Annotated in this window: 9 protein-coding genes; 4 read left to right on the forward strand and 5 right to left on the reverse strand. The window is 45.0% G+C overall.

Annotated features, from left to right (window positions below; all coding sequences use genetic code 11):
• Positions 1-53 precede the first annotated feature (53 nt).
• Positions 54-1,346 (reverse strand): ribonuclease D, encoded by a 1,293-nt coding sequence (locus NDI35_RS24330; protein ID WP_445314956.1) that lies wholly within the window; start codon positions 1,344-1,346, stop codon positions 54-56.
• 234 nt (positions 1,347-1,580) lie between these two features.
• The gene (gyrA, locus tag NDI35_RS24335; protein WP_445314957.1) at positions 1,581-4,292 is read right to left on the reverse strand and encodes a DNA gyrase subunit A; all 2,712 of its coding nucleotides are present in this window, start codon (positions 4,290-4,292) and stop codon (positions 1,581-1,583) included.
• Between the two features lie 396 nt (positions 4,293-4,688).
• Between gyrA and NDI35_RS24340 the strand changes: the two genes are divergently transcribed.
• The 3 genes from NDI35_RS24340 to NDI35_RS24350 all read left to right on the forward strand — a co-directional run bounded on the left by NDI35_RS24340 (position 4,689) and on the right by NDI35_RS24350 (position 7,714).
• Entirely contained in the window at positions 4,689-5,612 is a 924-nt protein-coding gene (locus NDI35_RS24340; protein ID WP_445314958.1) for a histone deacetylase family protein, read from the forward strand.
• 299 nt (positions 5,613-5,911) lie between these two features.
• Positions 5,912-6,100, forward strand: a complete 189-nt coding sequence (locus NDI35_RS24345; RefSeq protein WP_015175516.1) for a hypothetical protein — start codon at positions 5,912-5,914, stop codon at positions 6,098-6,100.
• A gap of 591 nt (positions 6,101-6,691) precedes the next feature.
• Positions 6,692-7,714: an ABC transporter ATP-binding protein gene (locus tag NDI35_RS24350; RefSeq protein ID WP_333250859.1), complete on the forward strand. Its 1,023-nt coding sequence runs from the start codon at positions 6,692-6,694 to the stop codon at positions 7,712-7,714.
• Between the two features lie 129 nt (positions 7,715-7,843).
• On the opposite strand, the gene NDI35_RS24355 is transcribed toward NDI35_RS24350, so the two are convergent.
• The 3 genes from NDI35_RS24355 to NDI35_RS24365 all read right to left on the reverse strand — a co-directional run bounded on the left by NDI35_RS24355 (position 7,844) and on the right by NDI35_RS24365 (position 11,565).
• Positions 7,844-8,431, reverse strand: coding sequence for a Uma2 family endonuclease (locus NDI35_RS24355; protein ID WP_445314959.1), 588 nt, complete (start codon positions 8,429-8,431; stop codon positions 7,844-7,846).
• Between the two features lie 70 nt (positions 8,432-8,501).
• Entirely contained in the window at positions 8,502-10,028 is a 1,527-nt protein-coding gene (locus NDI35_RS24360) for an IS5 family transposase (protein WP_445314960.1), read from the reverse strand.
• A gap of 133 nt (positions 10,029-10,161) precedes the next feature.
• Positions 10,162-11,565 carry a helix-turn-helix domain-containing protein gene (locus NDI35_RS24365; protein WP_445314961.1) on the reverse strand — a complete coding sequence of 468 codons (1,404 nt, stop codon included), beginning with the start codon at positions 11,563-11,565 and terminating at the stop codon, positions 10,162-10,164.
• A gap of 423 nt (positions 11,566-11,988) precedes the next feature.
• On the opposite strand from NDI35_RS24365, the gene NDI35_RS24370 reads away from it, so the two are divergent.
• Entirely contained in the window at positions 11,989-12,489 is a 501-nt protein-coding gene (locus tag NDI35_RS24370) for a hypothetical protein (protein ID WP_445314962.1), read from the forward strand.
• Positions 12,490-12,510: the final 21 nt, after the last annotated feature.

Below are 12,510 nucleotides of genomic sequence, written 5' to 3' on the forward strand. Positions count from 1 at the left end.
GAAACGCGATTCGTTTATACTGTAAGGGCGGTATCCCCGTACCCGCCCTCTATTTAAAACGGAATTTCCTCATCTTCATCTTCCAGAGTCTTAGCCGTCATCCGCCAACTGGTAATATACTCAATTTGCACATCAATTTTGTTAATAGCTTCCCCTAACCGCTTTTGGATGTATTGAGTCAGCGTCACCATAAAATCTAACTCAACCCCTACAGATAGCGCAAGTTTTGCCAATCTAGCAAAATCTACCTTCAAAATCGAGGAACTGGATAACTTAAAATCGGGAGTATTTCTCTTATTTTGCACCAACATTGCTTTTTTAATGCGCTCTTTCAGATGCTCAACTTCTGAATCCAGCAACTTCCATTCAGGCAAAATTTCTTTGTACCTTTCCCCCAATGCTGTTAAATCCTCACTCTCCGGTTCCGGCGCAATTTTCTTAGTAGATTTCCGCCGTTGCTGTACATTAGAATTTAACCGCAAACTCGCAATATCCTCAACTTCCAAAGATGGATGAGCGATGAGTTGGCCTAACTGTTTTTGAATTTCTTTCGTCAGCGTTACCGGAAAATTTAACTCAATTCCCTCAGTTTGCGTCAGTCTGGCCAGCGTCATAAAATCAACTTTCATCGTTATCGAACTGGAAAGCTCAAAATAAGAACTGTCTTTGAGCTTTTGGGCCAGCATCCCTGCTTTAATGCGTTCTTTCACTTCAGCGATTTCTGAATCTAGCGGCTTCCACTGAGATTCTATTTCCTGATATTTTTCGCCCAATGCTGTCAAGTTTTCCGTTGCGGGTTCGGGGTAACATTGGGCAAGGATTTCTAGCAGGCGGCGATGCACTCCAGCTAAATAAACCGCGTCCATCTTGGCATATTCTAGCTGCTTCTGGGTCAGGGGACGCTTTGCCCAATCGCCGCTTTGTTCTGTTTTATCTACATAAGCAATGCCGCAAAGTGTTTCTATTAAAGTTTTGAGTTGTCGATTAGGTAAGGGCAGAATGTAAGTGGGAATCTTTGTCGCCATTTTCAATGTGCAAGTGACATTTTGAGCCTCGTCATTGCCTAGAAATCTGATGTCATAGCTGGCGTTGTGCAAGACTTTTTCAATATCTGGATTGACCATGATTTGGTTGATGAAATCTTTTGCCAATTCAGGTTGATCCAAGACATCGAGTAGAAAAGTGGCATCTCCCGTCGAATCTGTGGAGTCAGCTAACACCTGAATCAGAGATAATCTGGGGTTGGATTTATAGTCTGCTATTTCTGTATCCACCCACAGGATTTTAGCTTGGTAAAATTTAGCTATGAGTGCTTTGATGTCGTTTGCTGCTGTTAAATAAGGCATTTTTACCGACTTTTGCTATTAACTTTTTGATTCTATTATGCTATAGCAATTATCGGCTCGATTGTCAACGATCGCATTAAGGACACGGCATTGCCGTGTCCCTACATATATCTTTTCAGAATTAGTATTAAATGTTGACCAGTTTTGGAGGCAGAAACCGGGAATAGACGATCGCATTTTTACAATTCAGCAGTAAGGTACGCAGCGCGCACCTTACAAACTATTAACCTATGACTATTCTGCCACTTCCTCACATTCCAATTCTTCGGCCGATTCTTCACCAGCAGGCGGTACTAAAGCCACAGCTACGATCGAATCATCCTCATCTAACCGCTGCACCCGCACACCTGTTGCTGTGCGCGATTGAGTAGAAATTGCACTCACAGCCTGACGGATAATAATACCTCGGTTGGTAATGATCATCAATTCGTCATCTTCGTTGACAATTCGCAGGGCAGCTACCTGATCCTTACCCTTTTTCGACTTGAATTTAGTAGCAGTCAATCCCTTGCCCGCCCGTCTTTGTAGGCGGAATTGAGAAACAGGAACCCGCTTGCCGTAGCCGTTGGTGGTGATTACCAACACCGAAGGAACTTCGCTGCTAACTGCCGAAATTTCTTCGACCTCTTCGCCTTCAATTCCCTCGGCTTGCAGTTCTAATTCTTCATCTTCCACTTCCGACTCTTCCGTTTCCAATTCTGCAATTTCTGCCCCTTCAAATTCCGAGTCGCCCGTTTCTAATTGAGCAATTTCTGCTACTTCCAATTCGGAGTCTTCAGTTTCCAATTCAGGAATTTCGGCAACAATTGAACTGGGCAAGATGTCCATGCTGATCAACTCATCGCCCGATCGCAATTTCATTGATTTTACACCCCGCGTCGCGCGGCCGACTGGGCGCAACTGTTCGTGATTGGTGCGGAAATGAATTGCCATGCCTTGGCGCGTACCGATGATGATGCTGTCGCCCACTTTTGCTCTCTGCACCCAGCGCAGTTGGTCGCCTTCTTCTAGAGAAATGGCGATTAATCCATTAGTGCGGATGTTGCCAAAAGCTGAAAGTGCGGTTTTTTTGATGTAGCCGCCGCGAGTCAACATTACCAAGTATTCTTCGCTGGTGAATTCTGTGACTGACACCATAGAAGTGATTTTTTCTTCTATAGGAATCGGCAGCAGTTGCACCACGGGAGTGCCGCGGGCAGTCCGGGAACAGATGGGAATTTGATAAGCTTTGACAGAGTAAACTACGCCCCTGTCACTGAAGAACAAAACGCTGTCATGATCGCAGCAGGAAAGGAAATGTTCTACTCCGTCGTCTTCTTTCATTTTCGCGCCTGCTTTGCCGCGAGTAGCGCGACTTTGGGCCTCGAAAGTGCTGACAGGCATCCGCTTGATGTAGCCTTGCTCTGTGATCAGAATAATTGCTTGTTCGTTGGCAATTAAATCTCTTTCATCGATTTCTCCTTCTGCGTGTTCGATGACGCTGCGTCTAGGAGTGGCGATTTTGGTTTGGATTTCGACTGCTTCAAATTCGGCGATTTCTAAGATGCGTTCCCGGCGCGCTAAGATATCTTCCAAATCGGCAATTTTAGCTCGCAATTCTTCGTGTTCTTGCTGAATTTTTTGCGCTTCTAATGCTGTCAAACGCCGGAGCTGCATTTGCAGAATTGCGTCGGATTGCTGTTCCGAAAGACCGTAATTATCCATCAATTCTTGTTTGGCTGCTGCGGAGTCGGCAGCGGCGCGAATTAAGTGAATAATTGCATCTAAGTTGTCTAGGGCAATTAATAAGCCTTGCAGAAGGTGGTCGCGTTCTTCTGCTTTGCGGAGTTCAAATTGAGTCCGGCGAGTAATTGTCTCAATGCGAAAGTCTAGGAAGACATTGAGGAATTGCGAGAGCGTAAGTAGTTGGGGTTCCCCGTTTACTAGCGCTAACATATTGGCTCCAAAGTTGGCTTGGAGGGGTGTTTGTTTATAGAGGTTGTTGAGGACGACGCGGGGATAGGCGTCGCGCTTGAGTTCGATCACGATCCGCATTCCGTCTCTATCGCTTTCGTCGCGAATGTCGGAAATTCCATCTAATCTTTTGTCGTTGACAAGTTCAGCAATTTTCTCAATTAGCCCTGCCTTGTTTGTTTGGTAAGGCAATTCGGTGATAATAATTGCTTCTTTGTCGGGGCGACCGGGATGTTCGATGGTTTCAATGTTGGCGACTCCGCGCATTGTAATCGAACCGCGCCCGGTGGTGTAAGCATCGCGAATGCCACCTCTACCCAGAATTTGCCCTCCGGTGGGAAAGTCCGGGCCGGGGATGTACTGCATCAATTCCAGGTCGGTAATTGCGGGATTGTGAATTAGTGCTACTAAACCGTCAATTATTTCGCCTAAATTGTGGGGCGGAATGTTGGTGGCCATCCCTACAGCAATCCCGGAGGAACCGTTGAGCAAAATTTGGGGGATGCGTGCGGGGAGTACGAGGGGTTCTTGCTGGGAACCGTCGAAGTTGTCGCCGAAATCAACTGTTTCCGAGTCGATGTCGCGCAGCATGGAGTCGCTAGTCAAAGCTGTGAGGCGACATTCGGTGTACCGCATGGCAGCGGGCGGGTCGTTGTCAACGGAGCCGAAGTTGCCGTGGCCGTTGATCAGGCGTTCCCGCATGGAAAAATCCTGAGCCATCCGCACCAGGGCGTCGTAAACCGCTGTATCTCCGTGCGGGTGATACTTGCCCAGCACCTCCCCCACGACGCGGGCGCATTTGCGGAAAGGTCGATCGGGAGTCAAGCCCAATTCGTTCATGGCGTAAAGAATGCGTCGGTGAACGGGCTTGAGACCGTCCCTGGCATCTGGTAGCGCCCGACCGACTATTACGCTCATGGCGTATTCCAAGTACGATCGGGACATCTCATTACCCAGATCCGTCGGGATTATCCGCGACTCAGAGGTGCTCATAGGTTGAAAAACTCCGTTAAAAATTTAAATTTGACCGCTATAAATCTCAAAAATGCGATAAAATCGGTTTGGATTCAGTAGAGCTGCCAAATATTGCCAATTACTCCTGAAATTATATCACAATTTGCCTTGGACTTTATGGGAAAGTTGCCAGAAAAATTAAGGAACGAAACAAGCACAATTGATAGTTTGTCAGTTGGTGATTTTGTCAGCAGTTGGCAAAAGCTAAAAAGGTTTTTTTAGGCGGTCGGGTTTCATGCTTTCGTGAGTTTTTTTGACGGCCATATAAGAAATTAAAATGGTTACTCGATCGAAATTTTAATTTCACAAAACCGAAGGCCTTCTTAAAGCTAACTAAAAATCTAAAATCTAAAATCTAAAATCTAAAATCAGCCGATGCTACCCGTCATCTACTCCGAAGATTTCTTGCTGCACAAGACTGGAATGCTTCACCCAGAGCGACCAGAACGTTTAACGGCGATCGTCAACGCTCTGAAAGCTGCTCCCTGGGGGGATCAAATTGAGTGGCAACTGCCTACCCCAGTGGCGCACCGCGAACAACAACTGTTCTCGGCTATCAAAAAAGTTCACTCGCAAAGATACATCAAAGAAGTCGAACATTTGGCTCATCGGGGAGGTGGCTACCTCGACGGCGATACGCCGATTTCTGCTGAAAGTTACGATGTAGCGCTGCTAGCGGCGAGTGCTTGGCTCGATGGGGTCGATCGAGTGGTGGCTGCGGGGGAACCGGCTTTTGTGCTGGCCAGGCCGCCGGGACACCACGCCGAAAACGCCCGCGCGATGGGTTTTTGCTTGTTTTCCAATGCTGCGATCGCCGCTCACTACGCCTTGGAACAGCCGGGAATCAACCGCGTCGCTGTCCTCGACTGGGACGTGCACCACGGCAACGGCACTCAATCTTTGGTGGAAAACTGCCGGCAAATTGCCTACTGTTCCCTGCACCAATCTCCGTGCTATCCGGGAACGGGAGATGCCGAGGAGCGCGGTACCTACGACAACGTGCTGAACATTCCCCTGTATCCGGGCGGTGGCATAGCTGAATACCTGAGCGCCTTTGAATCTCTTGTCGTGCCTTTTTTGTCCAAATTTGAACCGGATTTGTTGATTGTCAGCGCTGGTTATGACGCTACTGCGTCCGATCCGCTGGCGAGCATGACTCTGATGCCGTCAGATTTCGGTACTTTCACCGGATACTGCCTGCAACTCACCCGCCGCATCGCCTTTGGTTTGGAGGGGGGTTACGCGCTGAAAGAGTTGGCGGAGTCGGTTGTGGCGACTATTGACCGATGCCTCAATTAGCTGGAAAATTGGCATAGGGGAAAATGATCTTGAGAAGCCATGAGGACGAGATGGAGAGTTTTTGAGGGCGATCGCGCTTGATGGTCTTTTTCCCTCTGACTTGTGACTTTAGTGACAAGCATCACAAATTTAAGAGATCCAAGTCACTGGGCATCAAAGTCTCGGTCACAGATTTTTAGCCGAAAAATCACACCGTGTCAATGTTTTCGATCGCCTTTGAAGTCGATCGCAAAGAGCATAATAGGATTACAGTCAGCCTGTGAAAATTTTATCTGTCTCAATCAACTAGGAGGTTTACCATGTCAGTATCCCAAATGACACTCGAAGAGTTATTTGGTCAGGTCATGTTCTCCAGCGTCGTGACTCGCCACGACCGGAGACAGCTCAGATCTGCACTTTTAGAAAGAACACTGAATGAAGATGAGTATGCCATCATCAACCGACTGCTGTACAACGTTCGCCGCGGTTGGGTAAAAATAGTCGATTAAAGACCTGGCAGCCACTCCCTTTAGGGGAGTTAATACCATTTTCGATTTTCGATTAAAGAATTGGTAATAACTGATAACTATCGGGGTTGAGAACACGGGCCTACAGTTACATTTTTTTGGGAACTCGTTACAAGTAGAACTTGCCACTTCGGGAAGTTTTTTGTGTTTAATAGTTGGCTCGAAAGTGTGATGTGTTTGACCAGTGTGTTAATTATCAAAATCTCGCTACACATCAGCCTATAGGTAGAGATAATTATAAAATAACAGGTTTCGGGTGCATCTCTACTTGTTGAACAATTGTGAGTTTTGAGTTACTAACTGAGAAGTTAGAATTAACTCAAGACTCATAATTTTTTGGATGTGAGATTGGAGATTGGAGAGTGGGAAAACTGATGAATATCAGGGTTGAGAACCGCTATAAAGTTAATATTTTTTAAACTGGTATTAAGAATCAAAACTAGAAGCAGTTTCCGGTTGAGGAGGATTGTGCGATCGTTACAAGCACCGCCAGTCGCATTGGTCGATCGACCATTCCGGCAATTTGAGCCCGGAAGTGTCAAAATATTAACAACCAGTTCATCCCCAAAATATATGGCTCCCGCCGTTTTAATTGAAAATCTTCAGAAACGCTACGGCACTGTAGAAGCCGTTAAAGATGTTTCCTTCAAGGTAGAACCGGGGGAAATATTTGGTTTGCTAGGCCCCAACGGTGCAGGCAAAACCACAACCCTGCGGGTACTTTGTACTTTGAGTGCGCCCGATAGCGGACGCATTGAAGTGTCTGGCATTTCTGCTGTCAGTCAGCCGAGAATTGCCAGACAAAGACTAGGCTATGTCGCCCAAGAAGTGGCTCTCGATAAGGTGCTGACGGGGCGGGAACTCCTGCAACTGCAAGCAGCGCTTTACCATTTGCCGCGCCCTAGGATTAAAGGGCGGATTGACGAAATGGTGAAACTCCTCGGTTTGGAGGAGTGGGAAAATAAAAAGACGGGCACTTATTCCGGCGGTATCCGCAAGCGCTTGGATTTGGCTGCTGGATTGCTGCATCAGCCTGATGTTTTGGTGTTAGACGAACCGACTGTCGGGCTCGATATTGAAAGCCGGGTGGTGGTGTGGGATTTCCTGCGCCGCTTGCGGGAGGAAGGTACGACGGTTTTGATTACGAGTCACTATCTCGAAGAAGTTGACGCTTTGGCCGATCGCGTGGCGATTATTGACAAGGGTACGGTGATTGCTGAGGGCACGCCAGAAGAGTTGAAAAATCGGGTTGGGGGCGATCGGGTGACTCTGCGGATTCGGGAGTTTTCGCCGATCGAAGAAGCTGAAAAAGCTAAAAATCTGATGCAATCTCTGCCTTTTGTGCAAGAAGTAATTGTCAATACCGCTCAAGGAAATTCTCTCAATTTAGTAGTAACACCGCAAAGCGATGCGCTGGTGACTATTCAGCAAGCTTTAAAAGATGCGGGATTGCCTACTTTTGGGATTGCTCAATCTCGGCCGAGTTTGGATGATGTGTATTTGGCGGCGACGGGTAAGACGCTGTTGGATGCGGAGTTGGCTGCTGCTAGCAACCGCGATTTGAAGGCTGAGCAAAAACAGGCGATGCGATCGTAGTTTGAAGGAAGGGAAAAGTTCGTCAGAAACAGGCAAGATGCCTGTTCCACAAAGAGTGAATTTTCTTGTGGAACAGGCATCTTGCCTGTTCATAAACGAGATAAACCGATATTTAAGCTGAATTTGAGATCATACATCCAATACTTGCTCTGCTGTCAGTGCTAATTCTGAGAAAGTTCGGGATATTATGCGATCGCTCCCTCGGTAAGCCGTCATTTGATAAACCCCATTTTCATCAAGTAGATAAACAAAAACAGTCGGCTCTTTCGGGTTGCCCAAATAGTTTCTGCTACCCAAAGCTAAATAATCGACAATCCAATATTCAGAAATTCCCAGCCGCTGATATTCATCTAGCTTGTCGATATAATCATCTTCCCAATTTGTTGAGACAACTTCTACAACTAATTGTGGTGGTTCAGTTAGGGCTGAATAGGCGAACGGCTGCGATTTCCAGAGGGTTTTGTCTACTACTGTAATATCAGGATGGCGGCCTTGTTCTTTACCATTCGGGGTTAATGTCCTGACTACAATTCGGCCAGATACCCTGTAATTCAGGTGGAGTCTTTTTACCTCGTCTTGGAACGTATTTTCAAGGAAATCAGCTACATTTTCGTGCAGTCTGATTGTTGGTAATATTTTGAGAATTTCTCCCTTAACAAGTTCATAGCGTCCGTCTTCATCTGGAAGTTGCTTGATGAATCGATCGAAAGTGAGCATTTGTTGAGGTTGGGTTTGAGTTGCGATAGTGGTTTGCTCTCATTTAGCTAGATAGGGCTTGCTGAATAAGTTAGGGAAAATCACGATCGCAATTGATGGGTGATTCAAGTTCGGCGAAGCATAAGTTTTGGTTTTTGTAATTGACCAAAATATAATTTTTGACAATCATTGAAGCGTAACCAGACCTTATTTTGGGAAATCGGCAGAAAAACACACAAAAAACCCGTCTTAACCAGGTAGAAAGGTTGATTACTAAAAAAGTAATAGCAATGGCTGTACCAGAAGTATTATCAAGTTTAGCCATCACCCGATTCAAGCTAAATCTTCTTTTCCCTTGTCCAAATTTGCCTTCAATAGAGTTACGAACTCTCTCATCTTCCCAGGCTTGTTTCTTTGTTTCCTTACTGACATTTGCTGGTGGCCTTCCTAACGGAGGGCCACTAATTCTAATTCCTCTTTCTTTACACCAAGCTCGGTTTTCCCTTGTTCGATAAATGCGATCTGCATGGACTGATTCGGGATAGTATCCTGTGTAACTTTTAAATGCTTCTACTTGGGCTTTTAAGTCTCCTGATTCGTTAAAATTATCCCAGCTTATTCGCTCCAAAAACACATACCCCTCAAAGCAACTCGCTGACAGTTTAGCTCCAAACTCTACTGGTTTTCCTGCTTTACCTCTAATAATGGGACGGATGTGGGGTTGGCTTACACTTACTATTCTGTCCTCAATACTCTGTTTGTTATTTTCAAATAACCAGAGTTGTTGGCGATAGACTTCTGTGAGAACTAGCAAAGTTTTATATTGCTTTTTGGTCAGACTTTCCAGAGTCGCACCTGATTCGATTAGCTGATTGATATGAGCCAAGTTTCTTTTGATATATTGCAGTTGTTTTTTAATTGCTTGGATTTTTTTGTTTCGGGTCGGTCGTCGTTGTTTGGCTACTGCTAAGTAGTCTTTTCTGGCTATTTTTCGGTAGGTTCTGGGTTTTTTCTTGATTTTTACTGTGAGAGATTTATAGAGAATGTCGATGATTTTTTCGGTATGAACTCGGGCTCGGTTTAATAGTCCTAAGTCGGTCGGATAGCTAATATCTCCTGGGGCACAGGTCGCATCTATGATTAATTTTCCTTGATTGGGTGACTCATTTTTTGCGTCCGAATCCTTTTTTTTTTCTGGTTTGACTGGGGTAGTTTCGCGCACTTTTTCCACCATGCGTTCGTTCACTTTATTAATTAGGTTCGCACTAATTCGGTGACGAAAGTGAACTAATAGTGATGGGTCAAATGGGAGTTCATTACTGTAGGTTGATTGACCGATAAAGTATTGCAGATAGGGGTTTTCACGAATTTGTTCTACTGTCTCTCTATCGCTAATTCCAAGTTTCTCTTTGATAATTAATGCCCCCAATGCCCTCCTAAATGACTTGGCGGGTGCGCCCATTTCGGTCGGGAAATTTTCAGCATATTCTGCTTCAAATTCATCCCACGGGATAAGTTCTGCCATCTTTACCCAACGGTTATCTGCTGACAACCTTCCTTCAAAGGGTAGTTCAAAGTCGGATGGGGGGCTTGGGGCAAGCTCAGCTTTTCGGTACACGAGCGCAAATGGTGATGCACGGGTTTTGAGTCATTATACCTGTTTTTCTTGCACCATTACTACCTTTCTTCGTCCGAAAATCCATACAGTGTTTACTTGAACCACTTATTCAGCAAGCCCTAGATATTTAAGACTATTCTGCCACCATTTTAACATACTGTTTTAACACAGGTGGAATCGTGAAAACGGTTTCTGTTTCACCGCTCAATTTTTCGATCATTCCCCGTCTGGCTAAAGATTGAATTGCTTTACATAATTCACCCTGCGCACCTTGACATTTTGCCAGGAATTGAGTAAAGGAAACAGGTTCGAGTTCATTACTAAGTTGCGAAATAGCCTGTTTTTCTATTTCCGACAACCGCTGATAATGCTGCTGCAATATCGGTGTCAATTCATCGCTTAAAAATACTGGTTGATAGCTTAAATATTGAGAGACTCTACCGCCAAATAAGTTGTTAATGGTTTGAGCGACTAATTTTAACCACAGGGGATTACCTTGATAAAGGTTAATCAATTCTGGCCAGGCTTCTTCATCCAACAAACCCTTTTGTCTAAGAATTTCTGTTGCGGCTTCACCTAAACGGGTTAACTGCAATAAACGTACTGCTGAATTATCGTCGGTGAATGTGAGGATGTCTGAGGGTGGTTCCCAACTATTGAGGATTAAGCAACTGTTGTGGGGAATTTCGCCGATGAGTTTAAATAGGGTTCCGTAGTTTTCATATCCGGGTTTGTAATTTCCTGCAAGTTGCCCGCTGCTGAGAATTTGCTGCACGTCATCGAGGATGATGAGACAGCGATTGTCTCGCAAATATTCGATTAGGATTGATAACTGAGCATCGATGTTGGCGGAAAAGTTAATATCTGTGCGATCGGATAGAAATTGAATCAGGTTTTTGAGGGTTGTTTCGAGGGGTGGGGAGGTGCGGAGACTGAGCCAGATGATGCGATCGAATTGAGTTTGAATTTGGGGGATGAGGTGACGGGCGATCGCACTTTTGCCGGTGCCTGCCATGCCTGTGATGGTGAGGAGGCTGCAGTTTTGGCGGGCGATCGAGTTTTCGAGGGTGGTGAGGGGTGAGTTGGGGTAGTTGTAGAAGGTTTTGAGTTCCGGTGCATCTCTTAAATCGAGTCGCGGTTTTTGTTGGGTGTCGTCTTGATTCGAGGTTGGTGTTGGGGGTGAGTTTTGTGGAGCTTTTGGAGGCTGTGAGGCTTCTGTGCAGACGTTTATATTCCCTTTGTGGACAAGGTTAAAATAACCAGAATTTGAAATTTTAGAGATTTCATATCTTTCCATTGTGGAGCTAAAATTGGATTTATTAACATCTTCCTCTAAGATTTTTGAAAGAATTTGCCATAACTTTGATGCAATATTTCTGACATGGCGTTCAGTACAATGAACCTCTTGGGAAATTTCGGAGTATCTTTTACCTTGCCAAGTTCCCCGTACTACTGCCTGTTGCAGATCGTCTAGGTGTTTGCCCGTCTTAGTGAACACCAAGCCATCGGCAAACCTTAAGAGTTCTTGAACATCCATTTATTGGGTAGGTGTAGGAAGTTTTATCTATTGTATCAGACTTTTTCTGACTTTTTCTGACTTTTTCTGACTTAGGAGGGCAAAATGTGACTTTTAACGGCTAGCTAATTTTATCAACTCCTGGCCAATTGTGACATTCTCCTACTGGACAATACATAAAAATTAAAGTTAAACTTTTTAAGGAGGGGCATTAAAGCAAAAAATTGCTTAAAATGTGGTTGCGTCAGTGAGCAAAGAAGTAAATAAAAAGGCTCATAAATTAGTTTTGCCCTTAGTTTTGACATGGGTAGGAGTGCCGGTGTTAATCCGCGTGGGTTGGCTTTTTTATCAACCAGCTTTTTTAATAATTGCAAGAGGTTTAGGGGGTTTTCGCCTCGTGAAATGTGCGTAAAAATTTGGTAATTTCCAAGAGGATAAAAAATTATGTCTAGTGCATTATCCCTACCGCAAGCTAATTTAAAAATTGCTCTCTGGCAAGTCGATGCTGATGCAATGAGTAGCACCGACTTGTATGTGTGGTTAAATGATATGGGCTTGCCGCATGAAGTCTCGATGCGGCTGCATGAACTTGCCACATACACGAAAAAAGCTGCTAACAAAGTTTTACTTATCGGCAAAATTCTCCTCATTAAAATCATAGAATTTGTCAAAGCGCATCCCCATTTAGCGATAGGGGTTGCTGTGGGTGTCGCTGTAAGAATTTTAGCAAGTTCGATACCATTTGTCGGCCCGTTATTAGAACCTTTGGCAACAGCGCTGGGTATCCCAATTGGTGCAATAGCCGGCCACCGACTCGATCGAGGCAAAGAGGTGTCTGATGGAATTATTGGAATTGTTCAAGAGATTATTGAGATGGCCAAAGATTTTTTTCAATTACTGATAGACGTTTTCAATACAATTTTCCGCAACGTCATCACTGCTTAACTGCCCAAATTAGCAAAAAGA

The sequence above is a fragment of the Microcoleus vaginatus FACHB-2002 genome (assembly GCF_040004035.1).
In the GTDB taxonomy this organism is placed as follows: Bacteria; Cyanobacteriota; Cyanobacteriia; order Cyanobacteriales; family Microcoleaceae; genus Microcoleus; species Microcoleus vaginatus_C.